Annotated in this window: 15 protein-coding genes; 8 read left to right on the forward strand and 7 right to left on the reverse strand. The window is 74.9% G+C overall.

From position 1 onward, the window contains the following. Positions 1–91: 91 nt before the first annotated feature. Positions 92–2197, forward strand: a complete 2106-nt coding sequence (locus AC1UE5_RS17530) for an MMPL family transporter (protein ID WP_482925847.1) — start codon at positions 92–94, stop codon at positions 2195–2197. On the opposite strand, the gene AC1UE5_RS17535 is transcribed toward AC1UE5_RS17530, so the two are convergent. The 3 genes from AC1UE5_RS17535 to AC1UE5_RS17545 form a co-directional block, all read right to left on the reverse strand. Beyond that, a complete protein-coding gene (locus AC1UE5_RS17535; RefSeq protein ID WP_482925849.1) occupies positions 2194–3045 on the reverse strand; it encodes a class I SAM-dependent methyltransferase in 852 nt (283 codons plus the stop codon). The genes AC1UE5_RS17530 and AC1UE5_RS17535 overlap by 4 nt on opposite strands. 97 nt (positions 3046–3142) lie before the next feature. Next, entirely contained in the window at positions 3143–3457 is a 315-nt protein-coding gene (locus AC1UE5_RS17540; RefSeq protein ID WP_482925851.1) for an STAS domain-containing protein, read from the reverse strand. Further along, positions 3454–4041, reverse strand: coding sequence for a sigma-70 family RNA polymerase sigma factor (locus AC1UE5_RS17545; protein WP_482925853.1), 588 nt, complete (start codon positions 4039–4041; stop codon positions 3454–3456). The genes AC1UE5_RS17540 and AC1UE5_RS17545 overlap by 4 nt, the downstream gene beginning before the upstream one ends. Positions 4042–4166: 125 nt before the next feature. Between AC1UE5_RS17545 and AC1UE5_RS17550 the strand changes: the two genes are divergently transcribed. Further along, positions 4167–4898: a GAF domain-containing protein gene (locus AC1UE5_RS17550; RefSeq protein WP_482925855.1), complete on the forward strand. Its 732-nt coding sequence runs from the start codon at positions 4167–4169 to the stop codon at positions 4896–4898. Here the strand turns inward: AC1UE5_RS17550 and AC1UE5_RS17555 are convergent. Continuing rightward, a complete protein-coding gene (locus AC1UE5_RS17555; protein WP_482925857.1) occupies positions 4895–6139 on the reverse strand; it encodes a class I adenylate-forming enzyme family protein in 1245 nt (414 codons plus the stop codon). The two genes, AC1UE5_RS17550 and AC1UE5_RS17555, sit on opposite strands and share 4 nt — an antisense overlap. Positions 6140–6156: 17 nt before the next feature. Between AC1UE5_RS17555 and menB the strand changes: the two genes are divergently transcribed. From menB to AC1UE5_RS17570, 3 genes are read left to right on the forward strand one after another with little or no spacing between them, the layout of a single operon-like run. After that, positions 6157–6984: a 1,4-dihydroxy-2-naphthoyl-CoA synthase gene (menB, locus tag AC1UE5_RS17560; RefSeq protein ID WP_482925859.1), complete on the forward strand. Its 828-nt coding sequence runs from the start codon at positions 6157–6159 to the stop codon at positions 6982–6984. Next, positions 6981–7865: a 1,4-dihydroxy-2-naphthoate polyprenyltransferase gene (locus AC1UE5_RS17565; RefSeq protein WP_482925861.1), complete on the forward strand. Its 885-nt coding sequence runs from the start codon at positions 6981–6983 to the stop codon at positions 7863–7865. Before menB ends, AC1UE5_RS17565 begins: the two co-directional genes overlap by 4 nt. Positions 7866–7879: 14 nt before the next feature. Beyond that, positions 7880–8908: a mandelate racemase/muconate lactonizing enzyme family protein gene (locus AC1UE5_RS17570; protein WP_482925863.1), complete on the forward strand. Its 1029-nt coding sequence runs from the start codon at positions 7880–7882 to the stop codon at positions 8906–8908. A 41-nt stretch (positions 8909–8949) separates the two neighbouring features. Here AC1UE5_RS17570 and AC1UE5_RS17575 read toward each other — a convergent pair whose 3' ends face one another. Continuing rightward, the gene (locus tag AC1UE5_RS17575) at positions 8950–9723 is read right to left on the reverse strand and encodes an alpha/beta fold hydrolase (RefSeq protein ID WP_482925865.1); all 774 of its coding nucleotides are present in this window, start codon (positions 9721–9723) and stop codon (positions 8950–8952) included. On the opposite strand from AC1UE5_RS17575, the gene menD reads away from it, so the two are divergent. Both menD and AC1UE5_RS17585 read left to right on the forward strand, forming a co-directional pair. After that, positions 9643–11406, forward strand: a complete 1764-nt coding sequence (gene menD, locus AC1UE5_RS17580) for a 2-succinyl-5-enolpyruvyl-6-hydroxy-3-cyclohexene-1-carboxylic-acid synthase (RefSeq protein WP_482925867.1) — start codon at positions 9643–9645, stop codon at positions 11404–11406. The genes AC1UE5_RS17575 and menD overlap by 81 nt on opposite strands. Continuing rightward, complete coding sequence (locus AC1UE5_RS17585) at positions 11403–11852, forward strand: putative peptidoglycan glycosyltransferase FtsW/RodA (RefSeq protein WP_482925869.1); 450 nt, start codon at positions 11403–11405, stop codon at positions 11850–11852. Before menD ends, AC1UE5_RS17585 begins: the two co-directional genes overlap by 4 nt. Here the strand turns inward: AC1UE5_RS17585 and AC1UE5_RS17590 are convergent. Further along, entirely contained in the window at positions 11822–13282 is a 1461-nt protein-coding gene (locus AC1UE5_RS17590) for an MFS transporter (protein ID WP_482925871.1), read from the reverse strand. The genes AC1UE5_RS17585 and AC1UE5_RS17590 overlap by 31 nt on opposite strands. Positions 13283–13355: 73 nt before the next feature. On the opposite strand from AC1UE5_RS17590, the gene AC1UE5_RS17595 reads away from it, so the two are divergent. Beyond that, positions 13356–13868 (forward strand): helix-turn-helix transcriptional regulator, encoded by a 513-nt coding sequence (locus tag AC1UE5_RS17595; RefSeq protein ID WP_482925873.1) that lies wholly within the window; start codon positions 13356–13358, stop codon positions 13866–13868. Here the strand turns inward: AC1UE5_RS17595 and AC1UE5_RS17600 are convergent. Beyond that, positions 13865–15289: an isochorismate synthase gene (locus AC1UE5_RS17600; RefSeq protein ID WP_482925875.1), complete on the reverse strand. Its 1425-nt coding sequence runs from the start codon at positions 15287–15289 to the stop codon at positions 13865–13867. The genes AC1UE5_RS17595 and AC1UE5_RS17600 overlap by 4 nt on opposite strands. Positions 15290–15332: the final 43 nt, after the last annotated feature.

Here is a 15332-nt window from a genome sequence, read left to right on the forward strand (position 1 = left end):
AATCAACACTTGACACGTCAACTGTTGAGCGCGTACGTTTCCGCCGTCAACGTTTTCCGTGTCAACTGTTGAGACGGAAAGAAAGGGAACGATGCCGCTCCAGACCCCACTCGCCCGCCTCGCCGACCGGATGTTCCGGCGCCGCCGGCTCGTCGTCTTCGGCTGGGTGGTCGCCCTCGTCGCGGCGTTCGGGCTCGCCACCGCGTTCCACGGCGAGTGGTCGGCCGACTACTCGACACCGGGCTCGGAGTCCAAGGCCGCGGCCGAGCGGCTCACCGAGCGCTTCCCTGGCCAGTCGCCCGAGACGATCGACGTCGTCTGGCGGGCCGAGGACGCGTCCGCGCCGGCCGTCCGGGAGCAGGTCGACCGCGTGCTGACCGAGGCGCGCGGGCTTGAAGGGATCGCCCGAGGAGCGGAACCGCCCGCAGCGCAGGTCTCGGAGGACGGGCGCACCGCGCTCGTGCGGCTGCCGCTGGCGGTGGAGAACGCGTCCGACGTCCCGGTCGAGACCGGCACGGCGCTGATCGAGGCGGCCGAGCGCGCGTCGCGCGACGGCGTCCAGGTAGCGGTCACCGGCCAGGCCATCGTCGATGCGCAGCAGGGCGCGGTCTCGTCCGAGGGCGTCGGCCTGCTGATCGCCGCGGCCGTGCTGCTGCTGACCTTCGGCTCGATCGTCGCGGCCGGGCTGCCGCTGATCACCGCGCTCTTCGGGCTCGGCGTCTCGACCGCCGTCGTGATGCTGCTGGCCGCCGTCGTCGACACGCCGGACTGGGCGGAGTCGGTCGCCGCGATGATCGGGATCGGCGTCGGCATCGACTACGCGCTGCTCATCATCACGCGGTTCCGCGCGGCGGTCGCCCGTGGCCTCGCGCCGCAGGCCGCGACGGTCGAGGCGATCGCGACGGCGGGGCGCAGCGCGCTCGTGGCCGGCGGCACGGTCGTCATCTCGCTCATGGGCCTCTTCCTCGTCGGCCTGACCTACCTCTACGGCGTGGCGCTGAGCGCGATCGCCGCGGTGCTGATCGTGATGGCCGCCTCGGTGACGCTGCTGCCCGCGCTGCTCGGCTTCTTCGGCACGCGGATCAACCGGCTGCGCATCCCGGGCGTCGGCCGCGAGGCCGCCGACCCGGCCCGCACCCCTGCCGCGCGGTGGAGCCGGATGCTCCAGCGCCGCCCACTCCTGGCCGCCGTCGCCGGCGTCGCGCTCCTGCTCGTGCTCGCCGCGCCGGTCACCGGGCTGCGGCTCGGCTTCCCCGACCGCGGCAACGACGCCGAGGGCACCATGACGCGGACCGCCTACGACCTCACGCGCGAGGGCTTCGGCGCCGGCGCGGCCGGGCCGCTGCTCGTGGTCATGGACGGACAGGACCGCGCCGCCGTCGCGCGGGTCGCCGCCGAGGCGCGCGACGAACCCGGCGTCGCGGCGGTGAGCGAGCCGGTCGTGAACCGCGCGGGCGACACCGCGATGATCTCGGTCGTCCCCGCGTCGTCGCCGCAGGACGACGCGACCGAGGAGCTCGTCACGCGGCTGCGGGCCCACGACGGCGTGCAGGTCGGCGGCAACACCGCGTCGCTCGTCGACCAGTCCGACGCGGTCGCGGCGCGGATGCCCGTCTTCATCGGCGGCGTCGTCGCGCTCTCGTTCCTGCTCCTGCTCGTCGCCTTCCGCTCGCCGCTGGTGGCGCTGAAGGCCGGTGCGCTGAACCTGCTGTCGATCGGCGCGGCCTACGGCGTCGTGGCGGCGTTCGCCGACGGCGGGTTCCTCGGGCAGCTGATCGGGATCGACACCGCGACGCCGGTGCCGCCGTTCATCCCGGTGATCATGTTCGCGATCCTCTTCGGGCTCTCGATGGACTACGAGGTCTTCCTGCTCTCGCGCATCCGCGAGGAGTACCTGGGCGGGAAGGCGACCAGCGAGGCGGTCAGCGAGGGCCTCGCGCGTACCGCGCGGGTGATCACCGCGGCAGCGGCGATCATGGTCGCGGTGTTCGGGGCGTTCGTGCTCAGCCCCGAGGTCTTCCTCAAGCTCATCGGCGTCGGCCTGGCGACCGCGGTCCTGATCGACGCGACGATCGTGCGGATGATCCTCGTGCCCGCGGTGATGCAGCTCCTCGGCGACCGCTCCTGGTGGCTGCCCCGCTGGCTCGACCGCGTCATCCCGCGGACCGAGCTGGAGCCGAGCGGCGCGACCGCCTAGGCGGTCGCGGCGGCGACCCACGTCCGGGCCGGCAGCTCCACGGAGCCGTCGGCCCGGACGTACGCCGCGAGCTTCTCGTCGATCGCGTCGCGCAGGTGCGTGTGCTCGGCCGGCGACAGCCGCGGCAGGACGCCGCGCAGCGTCGGCGACATCTCGCGCTGGTGCTCGAAGTAGGCGTCGGGGCTCGGGAACGCGAACCGCGCGTCGAGCGCCTGGACGACGACGTCGTCGAAGCCCGCCTCCTCCAGGTACGTCTCGATCGTCCCCGGCGCGGCAAAGCTGAACGGGCCGGGTGCGGCGGGGTCGGCCTCCTCGACCAGGCCGAGCTCCCGCAGCGACGTCGCCGGGGCGGTCGCCCACGGGTTGTCCTCGGCGGCCGTCCACGCGGCGAGCGAGACGCGGCCGCCGGGACGCAGCACGCGGCGCGTCTCCTGGAAGGCCGCGGCCGGGTCGGCGAGCAGCATGTAGCCGAAGCGGCTGATGACCCCGTCGACGGACGCGGTCGGCTCGTCGAGCCACTCCATGTCCATCTGCTTGGCCTCCGCGTTGCGGATGCCCAGCTCCTGCGCGCGGCGCTGCGCGACCTCGACCATCTTCTCGGACGTGTCGGTGAGGATCACCTTCCCGCCCGGGAGGACGAGCTCGGCGGCGAGCAGGCCGGTGTCGCCGGGGCCGGCGGCGAGCTCGAGGATCGTGTAGCCGGGCTGCGGGGCGACGCGCTCGACCAGCCACATGGAGACGGGCTGCATCGCGCGCTGGAAGGCGGCGCGGCGGCTCTCCCAGCCCTGCGCCGCCTCGTCCCACATGGCGCGCGCGTCGTCGCGGTAGGCGTCGGGATCGTCGACCATCGCCGCGGAGCCTAGCCTGGCCGCGCGCTGGGGACGGGCGCGCGGCCAGGCGGCCGGGGTGGGGACGGGCGGGGGAACGCGGGGGACGGAACGCGCTTCAGACGGGGAGCAGCAGCTCGGCGCCGCTGGTCTGAAGCAGCCGGCGCGCGGGGCCGCCGGCGGGGGGAACGATCTTCAGCTGGGTGCCGAGCTTGATCACGGCCCGGTACAGGAACGCGACGCCGGCGAGGTCGAGGAACGTGATCGCCGTGAGGTCGAGCGTGATGCGCCGCGCGCGCCGGTGCGTGTCGCAGAGCGTCTCCTCGAGGAGGTCGACGGTCTCGACGTCGAGCTCCCCCGCCGCGACGACGTGCGCGCTGCGCGCACCGCCGTGCAGGACCGACAGGCCCAGGCGCTGGAGCCCCTTGGTCATGCGGCGGAGTGCTCGCGCAGGTCGGTGCGGAGCTTGGTCAGGCCCAGGCGCGTGCGGCCCTTGACAGTGCCGAGCGGGACGTCGAGCTCGCCCGCGATCTCGGCCTGGGTGCGGCCGGCGAGGTAGAGCATGCCGAGGACCTGGCCCTGCTCCTTGGGCAGGCGCGTGAGGCTGGTGCGCACGTCGCGCGCGGCGGCACGGCGGGCGATCTCCTCCTCCGCGTTGACCTGCGGCTCGGTGCGGACGGCCGCGAGGACGCGGTCGGTGACCTGCGTGCGGACCTTCTCGCGGCGGAGCGAGTCGAGGGCGCGGGAGCGGACGACGACGAGGAGCCAGGCGCGCAGGGAGCCGCGCTCGGGGGCGAAGCGGTCACCGCTCTTCCACAGCTGGACGAACGCCTCCTGCACGACGTCCTCGGCGGCGGGAGAACGGCCGAGGATGCGCTGAGCGGCGGTCAGCGCCGCACGGGCGTGCCGGTCGTGCACGAGCGTGAAGGCGTTGGCGTCGCCCGCGCAGGCCCGACGCAGCAGCTGGGCGTCGTCCAGGCGGGACAGGTCGGGGCTGTTCGAGTCGGTGTGGCGCATCGGCACAGATCAAGCTGACACGCGCCACCCGGAAGCGCAATCGGTATGAGCGCTTTCATACCCAATTCCATCCTTTCGGCCTTGCGGGCGATGTCGGATCCGATAGCGTCCCTAGGGAGATGCCGATGCGCGCGACCACCGTCCGGTTCGACGAGTCCCTCTGGACGATGCTGGAGACCGAGGCCCGCACCCAGGGTGTGAGCGCCGCGCAGTTCGTGCGCGACGCGACGATCCTGCGCGTCGCGGCGCTCGCCGCGCAGCGCGGCGACGAGGACACGAAGCTGACGGTCGAGGCCGTGGCGCAGGGCGCGCTGCGGGCGCGGGCGCGGGCCACGTCGCGGCCGGCGGGCGGCGGGATCCCGCTCCCCCCGGAGGTCCACGACCCCGACCGCCTGCGCGCGCTGCACGCCAGCGGGCTGCTGGAGCTCGACGCCGACCCGGAGTTCGACCGCCTCGCGCGGCTGTCCGCACGCGTGCTGGAGACGCCGGTCGCGCTCGTGACGCTGATCGACCGCGACCGCCAGATCTTCCTCGGCTGCACCGGCCTGCCCGAGCCGTGGGCGAGCACGCGCGAGACGACGCTCGAGCACACGGTCTGCCCGCAGGCGCTCGCGGCGGAGGAGCCGCTGATCGTGCCCGACGTCCGCGAGCACCCCGTGCTGCGCCTCGACCCCCAGCTGGAGCAGTACGGCGTCCGCGCCTACGCCGGCGCGCGGCTGTGCGACGACGACGGCCACGCCATCGGCACCCTCTGCGTCGTCGACGGCGAGCCCCGCGAGTGGTCGCAGGAGATGCGCGCGACCCTCGTCGACCTCGCCACCTCGGTCATGACCGAGATGCGCCTGCGCCGGCGCTAGAGGGCGCGGCGGAGGAGCTTGCCGGACGGCGTGCGCGGGAGCGGGTCGGTGCGGAGCGTGACGGCCTTGGGGACCTTGTAGGGCGCGAGGCGGGCGGCCGCGTGGGCGCGCAGGTCTGCCGGGTCTGGCGTGGCGCCTGGGCTGGGCACGACGATCGCGACGACGGCCTCGCCCCACTCGTCGTCGGGCCGGCCGTGGACCGCGGCCTCCTTCACGGCCGGGTGCGCCTCCAGCACGGCCTCGACCTCGGCGGGCGCGACGTTCTCTCCCCCGGTCACGATCGTGTCCGCCTTCCGTCCCGTGATCCGCAGGCGGCCGCGCTCGTCGAACGCGCCGAGGTCGCCGGTGCGCAGCTCGCCCCCGACCTGCGGTGCGAGGGTGGGCGAGCGCACGACGATCTCCCCGTCGTCCGCGATCTCCACGCGGGTGCAGAAGAGCGGGACGCCGGCGGTGGCGACCTGCGAGCACGCCTCGGTCAGCCCGTACGTCGGGGCGACCGGGACGCCGGCGTCGCGCGCGCGGGCGAGAAGCGCGTCCGAGATCGGCGCGCCGCCCAGGAGCACCGTGCGGAGGACCGGCGGCGAGGTGAGGCCCGCGTCGAGCAGGCGCGCGAGGGTCGTCGGGACGAGCGAGGCGATGGTGATGTCGTCGTCGCGCAGCGCAGCGAGGGCGCGCCCGGTGTCCCAGCCGGGATGGAGGACGACGGTCGTCGCCGCGATCGCGCTGCGCAGCAGGATCGACAGCCCGCCGACGTGGGTGAGCGGCATCGCGGAGAGCCAGCGCTCGTGCGGCGGGTGGCCGAGCGCCACGGCGCTCCCCAGCGCGCTCCACAGCCAGTTCCCGTACGTGAGCACGACAGGCTTCGGGGCGCTCGTCGTGCCGGAGGTGTGCACGACGATCGCGGGGGCGGTGAGGTCGTGCCGCTCGGGCGGCGCGGCGGGATCGGGCGTGCCGTCGGGCAGCGCGGTGAGCAGGTGGGCGACGTCGGTCACGGACGGCTGGCGGAGATCGAGCGGCACGACGACCGCGCCATGGAGCAGGCAGCCGTGCAGCGCGATCGCGAAGTCCTCGGACGGCGGGAGCGCGAGCCCGACGCGGTCGCCGCGGCGGACGCCCGCGGCGGCCAGACCGGCGGCCACGCGGCGGGCGCGAGCCAGCAGCTCCGCGTACGTGATCGCGTTGACCGCGGGGTGATCGGGACGCGCCGCGGCGGCACGTGGGAGCCAGGCCTCTACGAGCATTCGTAGGGTTCCAGGCTATGGCAGTCGACTGGCAGCCCGCCGGCGAGTACACGGACATCCGGTACGAGACCTCCGGCGACGGCATCGCGAAGATCACGATCAACCGGCCCGAGGTGCGCAACGCGTTCCGGCCCCAGACCGTCGTGGAGCTCTCGAACGCGTTCGAGCGCGCCCGCGAGGACACGTCCGTCGGCGTGATCATCCTCACCGGCGAGGGCCCGCTCGCGTTCTGCTCCGGCGGCGACCAGCGCGTCCGCGGCGACCGCGGCTACGAGACCGAGCCCGGCAGCGGCCAGGGCCGGTTCCACGTCACCGACCTGCAGGTGCAGATCCGCCGGCTCCCCAAGCCGGTCGTCGCGATGGTCGCGGGCTACGCGGTCGGCGGCGGGCACGTCCTGCACGTCTGCTGCGACCTGACGATCGCCGCCGACAACGCGCGCTTCGGCCAGACCGGCCCGCGCGTCGGCTCGTGGGACGGCGGGTTCGGCGCCTCGCTCCTCGCCCGCCAGATCGGGCGCAAGAAGGCGATCGAGTTCTGGCTGATGTGCCGCCAGTACGACGCCCAGGAGGCGCTCGACATGGGGCTCGTCAACACGGTCGTCCCGCTCGACCAGCTCGAGGAGGAGACCGTGAAGTGGTGCCGCGAGATGCTCGCGCTCTCCCCCTTCGCCCTCCGTCTGGTCAAGGCGTCGTTCAACGCGGACGAGGATGGGATGGCCGGCATCCAGCAGCTCGCGCACGACACGAACCTCCTCTTCTACGCCTCCGAGGAGGCGCGCGAGGGCCGCGAGGCGTACAAGGAGAAGCGCCAGCCCGACTTCTCGCAGTTCCCCAAGCGCCCGTGACGCGCACCAGCCCGCTCCGGATCTGGCTCATGGCCGCGCGGCCGCGGACGCTGCCCGCGGCCGTCGCGCCGGTGCTCGTCGGCACCGCGCTCGCGATCCACGACGACCACTTCGAGGTCCTCACGCTGATCGCGACGCTGCTCGGGGCGATCCTCATCCAGGTCGGGACGAACCTCTCCAACGACTACTCCGACGCCCGGCGCGGCGCCGACACCGAGGACCGCCTCGGGCCGGTGCGCGTCACCGCCGGGGGTCTCGTCCCGCCCAAGCAGGTGCTGATCGCGGTGTACGTGACGTTCGCGCTGGCGGTGCTCGTCGGCTCGTACCTCGTGTACGTCGCGGGCCCGTGGCTGCTCGCGGTCGGCGCGGCGTCGATCCTCGCGGGCGTGCTCTACACCGGCGGCCCGCGGCCGTACGGCTACGAGGGCCTCGGCGAGGTCTTCGTGTTCACGTTCTTCGGCATCGTCGCCGTCGCGGGCTCGTACTACGTGCAGGCGGAGGAGCTGCCGTGGGAGGCGTTCGTCTTCGCGGTCCCCGTCGGCCTGCTGGCGAGCGCGGTGCTCGTGGTCAACAACGTGCGCGACATGGAGACCGACCGGCGCGCGGGCAAGCGGACGCTGGCGGTGCGGCTCGGCCGGGAGCGCACGCGCGGGATGTTCGGCGCGATGGTCTACGGCTCGTACCTCGTGGTGATCGGGATGGCGATCGCGTGGTCGCCGTTCGTGCTCGTGGCGCTGCTCTCGCTGCCGCTCGCGGTCAAGCTCGTGCGGACGGTCCGCCAGCACACCGACGGCCCGACGCTCAACGAGGCGCTCGCGCAGGCGGGGATGACCGAGCTCGTGTTCTGCGCCCTCCTGTCGGCGGGCATCCTGCTCGCATAGCCGCCCGCTCCAGCATGGTCGTCACCGTCGAGCCCCGCACGTTCCGCCTGCGCACGCCGCTGCGGACCGCGTGGGGGGAGCTGCGGGAGCGGCCGGTGCTGGAGCTGTCGCTGACCGGCGGCGACGGGGTGACCGGGCGCGGGGAGTCCGCGCCGCTCGAGCCCTACGACGGCGTCCCGTTCGAGATCGCGCGCCAGGCGCTGGAGGCCTACCGGCCCGTGCTGGAGCAGGCCGACGCGCTCGGCGGCCCGCGCGTACTGGAGCTGTGCCGGGAGATCGCCGACCTCCCCCAGACGCTGGCGGCGGTCGACGTCGCGCTGTGGGACCGGGCCGCGCGCCGCGAGGGCCGGCCCCTGTGCGAGCTGCTGACCGACCTGCCCGCCGCGGCGGTGCCGGTCAACGCGACGATCGGAGCCGTCGACCGCGCGGGCGCCGCGGGCGCGGCGCTGGAGGCCGTGCGGGCCGGGTTCGCGTGCGTGAAGGTGAAGGTCGGCGTGGGCGACGACGCGGGCCGGCTGGCGGCGGTGCGCGCGGCGACCGGGCCGGACGTCGCGCTGCGCGTCGACGCCAACGGCGCGTGGGACGTCGAGGAGGCCATCGCATCGATCGCGGCGCTGGCCCCCGCTGGCATCGAGCTCGTGGAGGAGCCGGTGCACGGGGTTCACGAGCTGGCGCAGGTGCGGCGGGCGGTCGCGGTGCGGGTGGCGATGGACGAGACGGCGGCGGAGCCGGGGGCGCTGGCGTCGGCGGCGGCCGACGCGGTGGCGCTGAAGCTGTCGCGCTGCGGGGGCGTGTCGGGACTGCTGGCTTCGGCCGAGCTCGTGCGGGCGACCGGCGCCGAGCCCTACCTGACCTCGACCTTCGACGGCCCGATCGGGATCGCGGCGGCCGTCCACGCGGCGGCGGCGCTCGCGAGCGGCGGGCGGTCGCTGGTGCCGTGCGGCCTGGCGACGCTGGGGATGTTCGAGGGCATGGAGCGCGTGCTCCCCGTCGAGCGCGGCGCGATCAGCGTGCCCGACGCGCCCGGGCTCGGCCTCCCCTAACCGCAACCCGGCACGGTTTCGACTCGCAATGCGAGTCGAAGTCATGCCGCGTTGATCGCGGCGGCGACCGCCTCGGGCTGTTCGAGGTGGACCGCGTGGCCCGCGCCGGCGATGACCGTGAGGCGCGCGTCGGGGAGGTCGCGCTGCAGGCGCTCGCCGATCGCGCGGAACTTCGCGTCGCGCTCCCCCACGATCACTGTCACGGGCATCGTCAGCTCGTGCAGGCGCGGCCAGACCTGCTCCATCGCGCCGGTCCCCATCCCGCGCAGCGACGCGGCCAGGCCGGCGGCCGTGTTGCGCTGGCGGTCGCGGCGCACGGCGGCGCTCACCTCCGGCGTCTGGCCCGCGAAGAGCGACTGCCCGCCCCACCACTTGACGAACGGCTCGATGCCCGCGCGCTCCAGGCCCTCGGCCAGCTCCTCGTCGTGCGCGCGGCGCTCGGCCGCCAGCGCCGGGTCCTCGATCCCCGCGGTGGTGGAGATGAGGATCAGCCGCTCGACGAGCTCCGGCTGCGCGAGCGCGAGGTGGAGCGCGACCCGCCCGCCCATCGAGTAGCCGGCCAGCGCGTAGGGGGCGGACTGGCGCAGGTCGTCGACGCAGCCCTCGATCGTCGCGGGCCGCACGCCGGACGCGTCGCCGTGGCCGCGCAGGTCAGGAGCGGCCACGTCGTCGTAGATTGCCCGGTCGACATGACGCCGGAGCGGGTCCCAACCACGGCCGGTGGCCGTGAAGCCATGGAGCAGCAGCAGGCGCACGATCAGCACGTCCTCCTGCGGGCGTTCGTCGACGAGCTCGCGCGGTGCGGGGTGACGCATGCGTGCACGTCCCCCGGTTCCCGCTCGACGCCGCTGGTCCTGCCGCTGGTGCGCGACTCCCGCATCCGCTCGTTCTCCCACGTGGACGAGCGCTCCGGCGCCTTCTTCGCGCTGGGACTGGCGAAGGCGACCAACCGCGTGCCCGTCCTGGCCTGCACGTCGGGCACCGCGTCGGCCAACTACGCGCCCGCCGTGCACGAGGCGGCCGAGGCCGGCGTGCCGCTGCTCGTCCTCACCGCCGACCGCCCGCCCGAGCTGCGCGACGTCGGCGCCGGGCAGGTCATCGACCAGATCGGCCTGTTCGGGAGCGCCGCGAAGTGGTTCGTCGAGGTCGGCAACCACGAGGCGACGCCCGAGCGCGTGCGGTGGATCCGATCGCTGGCCTGCCGCGCGGTGTGGACCGCGCTGGAGGGCCACCCGGGCGTCGTGCACCTGAACTTCCCGCTGCGCGACCCGCTCGTGCCGCCGGCCGACACGCCCGAGCCGCCGCCCGGGCGCCCGGACGGCGCGCCGTGGATCGTGCGCGGCATCCATCCCGGCTCGCCGGGCGGGACGGCGCTGGAGCTGTCGGGCGTCCTGCGCGGGCGCCGGCGCGGCGTCGTCGTCGCGGGCCGGTACGAGGGCGCGTCGCCGGTCGGGCTGGCGGTCGAGCGGTTCGCCGAGGCGATCGGCTGGCCGGTGCTGGCCGACCCGCTATCGGGCGCGCGGCGCGGCACGTCCGCGATCGCGCACTACGACGGCATCCTGCGCACCGCCGGGGACGAGCTGGCGCCGGACGTCGTCGTGCGCGTCGGCGACCTGCCGACCTCCAAGCCGCTGCGCGCGTGGCTCGCGGCGCTGCCGGCCGAGGTCCCGCAGGTCGCCTTCGACCCCGCGGGCGTCTGGCACGACCCGGACGGCGTGCTGTCGGCGGTCGTCCCGGGCGACCCGGCGACGGCGTTGGCCGCGTTGGCGCAGGGCGCGTTGGGCGACGGGCCGCCCGAGCCGCCGTTCTTGCCGAGCGACCGCCTGGAGCCCGCCGCGCCCGACTGGCTGGGCGCGTGGCGCCGCGCCGACGCGGCGGCCGAGCTGGCGATCGAGGGCACGCTGCGCGACGAGCTGAGCGAGCCGCGGGTGGCGCGGGAGCTGGGCGCGACGCTGCCGTCCGACGTGACGCTCGTCGTGGCGGCGTCGATGCCGATCCGCGACGTCGAGACCTTCTTCCCCGTCCGCCGCGAGCCGCCGCGCGTGCTGTCGAACCGGGGCGCGAACGGCATCGACGGGACGATCTCCACCGCGCTCGGCGTGGCCGCGTCAGGGCACCGCGCCGCGCTGCTGATCGGCGACGTGGCGTTCCTCCACGACGTCGGCGGGCTGCTCGCCGCGTCGCGCTACGGGCTGCCGCTGACGATCGTGCTGCTGCAGAACGACGGCGGCGGCATCTTCGAGTTCCTGCCCATCGCATCGTCGGAGGCCGAGCGCGACGCGTACGTCGAGCACGTCGCGACGCCGCACGGGCGCGACCTCGCGCACGCCGCCGCGCTGTACGGCTGCGGCCACGTCGTCGCCGGCACGCTTGACGCGTTCCGGGGCGCCTTGCGCGACGCGCTGCGCGCCGACCGCACGACGATCATCGAGGTCCGCACGGACCGCGAGCAGAACCGCGCCCTCCACCGCCAGGTCTGGGAGACCTACGCCACATGACCGCCTTCCGCATGCGCCCCTGGTACCTGCGCAGCGCGATCATCCCGCTCGTCGCGGGGTTCCTCGCGCTCGGGCTCGGGCTGATCGTCGACGACGCCGGCACGGCGCTCGGCATCGCCATCACCACCGTCGTCGCCGGCGCCGGCTGGTGGGCGCTCGTCTCGCGCCCGCGCGTCACGTCGATGCTGCGGGAGGCCGACCGCGCCGCGCGACCGGCCGGGGAGGTCGACCTCCGCAACCGGCCGCTCGGCGTCGGCACCTTGGTCCTCTTCACGCTGCTGGCGGCGTGCGGCCTGCTGTCGCCGTCGGTCTCCGGGCTGCTCTTCGGCATGGCGCTCGGCCAGGGCGCGGACTTCCTGCGCATCCGCGCCTGGGAGCGGGCCCACGCCGGCGAGCTGGTCGTGACGCGCGACGGCTACGCCGCCGTCCCCGCCGCGGCCGCGTAGCCGGGCGGCGGCGCGAGCTTCCCCGCGCCGCGCGGGAGGAGGAACGCGAGCGCGCCCGCCGCGAGGACCGCACCGGCGAGCGTGACGACGAAGACGCCGGTGCCGGTGGCCGCGGCCGCGCCGTTGCCGGCGTGGGTGGAGGAGCTGTAGACCGTCTCGGCCGCCGCGAGCGCGACCGCGCCGCCGATCTGGCGGAGCAGGATCAGCGTGCCGAGCGCGCCGCCGATGGCCTGCGGCGGGACCGACTGCTGCATCGCGATCTGCAGCCCGCTGAGGAGCGGGCCGATGCCGGCGCCCGTCAGCGCCATGAAGACGAGCGCGAGCCAGTCGGGCGTGTCGGCGTCGAAGGTGGCGAAGCCGACGGCGCCGAGCGACGCGATCGCGAGCGCGACGAGCAGCGGGCCGCGGAAGTCCAGGCGGCGCATGACGACCATGCCGGCGACGTTCACCGACACCAGCAGGCCGAGCAGCAGCGGGTAGATGAGCAGGCCCGAGTGCGTCGCGCTGACGTCGCGGACGGCCTGGTAGTAGCGCGGCAGGAGCAGCACGCCGGCGAAGAGGCCGAACGCGCCGGTGCCGGCGGCGAGGAGGATCGCGGCGGTGCGCCGGTCGCGGAAGAGCGCGAGCGGGACGATCGGGGCGGCGGCCCGGCGCTCGTTGGCCACGAACGCGACGAGGAGCAGCAGGCCGGAGAGCACGAAGCCGCCGGTCTCGGGCGCGGTCCACGCGGGCAGCTCGCCCGTCGTCGCGTCGGCGTGGGTGCGCTCGCTGAGGCCGACGAGCAGCAGGCCGACCGCCGCGGTGAGAAGCGCGATGCCGGTGAGGTCGAGCGGCGTCCGCCGGTCCTCGTTGCGGCCGATCTGCTTCGGCAGCACCGTCGCGACGACGGCGAGCGCGGCGATCCCGATCGGCAGGTTGACGAGGAAGACCCACTGCCAGCCGACCTGGTCGGTGAGGAAGCCGCCGACCAGCGGGCCGGCGATGAAGCTCACGCCCATCAGGCCGGCGAGCGCGCCCTGGAGCGCCGCGTTGCGCCGGCCGCCGAACAGGTCGGCGACGAGGATGAACGAGAGGCCCTCGAGCGCGCCCGCGCCGAGGCCCTGCAGCGCGCGCCAGGCGATCAGCTCCTCCATCGAGCCGGCCGAGGCGCTGAGCGCCGAGCCGGTGAGGAAGAGCACCATGCCGATGAGCAGGAGCAGGCGGCGGCCGTAGCGGTCGGACAGCCGCGCGTACACCGGCAGCGAGACGGTCGCCGGAACGAGGTACGCGGTGACGACCCAGACGTAGAGGTCCTCCCCGCCGAGCGAGCGGATGATCTCGGGGAGCGCGGTGCCGACGATGCTCTGGTCGAGCATCGCGAGGAGCAGGCCGGACATCACGGCGGCGATCAGCAGGCGCTGCCGGGTCGGGGTCAGGGTCGTCGTGTCCATATGTCGAACCTGACACGTCGTATCCAACATGTCAAGTCCTACATGTCGACATCGACCGGTAGGATGACCCGCGATGTCGCTCCGCCATGCGGTTCTCGGCCTGCTCGCGTCGCAGCCCGCCACCGGCTACGAGCTCGCGCAGAAGTTCGACAGCTCGCTCGCCAACGCGTGGCATGCCTCGCACAGCCAGATCTACCCCGAGCTCGGCCGGCTCTCGGACGAGGGGTTCGTGGAGGTCGTGGGCGAGGGCGCGCGGGGCAGCCGCACGTTCGCGCTGACCGATGCCGGCCGCGGCGAGCTGCGACGGTGGCTCATGGAGCCGGACCCGCCGCGCCACCAGCGCAACCCGACCGTCCTGCGGTGGTTCATGCTGCGGCTCCTGCCGCCGGACGATCGTCGCGCCGTGCTGGAGACGGAGCTCGCGTACCTCGCGGAGCACCAGGCGATGCTCGCGGAGGTGGACGCGGCGATCCGCGCCGCACCGGAGGGCTCCCCCTTCCACCCCACGGTCGACCTCGGCCGGCGCATCAACGCCGTGACCGAGGCGTGGTTGCGCGAGCAGCTCGACGAGCTCGACGGCGCCTAGCCCGCGAGGACGGGCAGCAGCGCGGCGAGCTTGATCTCGGTCTCTGCCAGCTCCGCGGCCGGGTCGCTGTCGGCGACGACGCCGACACCCGCGTAGCAGCGGGCGACGTTGCCCCGCAGGAGCGCGCTGCGCAGCGCGACGCAGAACTCACCGTCCTCGTTCGCGTCCGTCCACCCGACCGGGCCCGCGTACCAGCCGCGGTCCATGCCCTCCAGCGCGGGGATCATCGGCGCGGCGTCGCGCAGCGGCTCGCCGCCGACGGCGGGGGTCGGGTGGAGCAGGCCGACGAGCTCGACCGCCGGCACCGGCTTGGTGAGCTGCGCGCGGACGGGCGTGGCGAGGTGCTGGATGTTGAGCACCTTCACGACGACCGGCTCGTCGTTCGACGTCACCCACACCGCATGGGGCTTCAGCGTCCGCTCGATGCGGCGGCGGACGATCTCGTGCTCCTCGCGGTCCTTGGACGACTGCATGAGCTGCTCGCCGAGGTGGTCGTCGACCGCGGGGTCGGCGGAGCGGCGGGCCGAGCCGGCGAGCGCGAGCGACGCGGCGCGCTGGCCGTCGCGACGCACGAGCAGCTCGGGCGACGCGGCGATGAACGCGGCGTCGCCGCGGCCGACGACGAAGACGTTGCAGGCCGGGAACGCCTCGCGCAGGACGCCGAACACGGCGGCGGCGTCGTGCGCGGCAGGCGCGTGGACCTCGACCTCGCGGGCGAGCACGATCTTCTCGAACGCGCCGTCGCGGATGTGCTCCACCGCGCGGGCGACCGCGGCCTCGTAGTGCTCGGGCGGCATCGTCGACACGACGCGGAAGCGGCCGACCGGATCGGGGTCGAGCAGCGGGAGCGGCTTGTCGGCGCGCAGCGACGCGGCACGGTCGACCAGCCGCGCGGTGACCGCACCGGCGTCGTCGTCGGGCTGCACGAGCGCGGCCAGCGTCAGCTGCACCTCGCTCCCCCGCCGCGCCAGCGCGACCTCGGGCACCTGCAGCGACGCCGGCGCGTACCCGGCCCACGGCGGCGACGCCCCGCCCGCCTCCGCGAACGAGAACCCGCCGACCGCGACCAGCCCGCTCCCCCGCGGCCCCGCGATCGGGTCCGCCACAGCCTCGCGCGCGAGCTTGCGCCAGGCGCGCGCGGCGGCGCGGAAGCGCTCCGGGCCGGCGTCGGAGGGCTCGATCGCGGTCACGCACCCGAGCGTCGCCAGCGCGGCGCCGTCCCGGTCGGGCTGCTCGAGCAGGAACCAGGGCTCGTCGCCCTGGCGCGACGCCACGACGACGGCCGCGGGATCGGTCTGCGGCGCGACGTCGACCGTCACGCCCACCAGCACCGCACGCCCCCGGGAGCGTGCCCGCGCGACGCCCTCCTCCACCCGAGAGCGCAGACGCGGGGCGAGCGTGCTCGACGCGACGGAGATCATCCCGGCCAGGATAGGTCGGCCCGTCCCTGACCGCGCGCCGCCC

It is taken from the genome of Parviterribacter multiflagellatus, assembly GCF_056863265.1.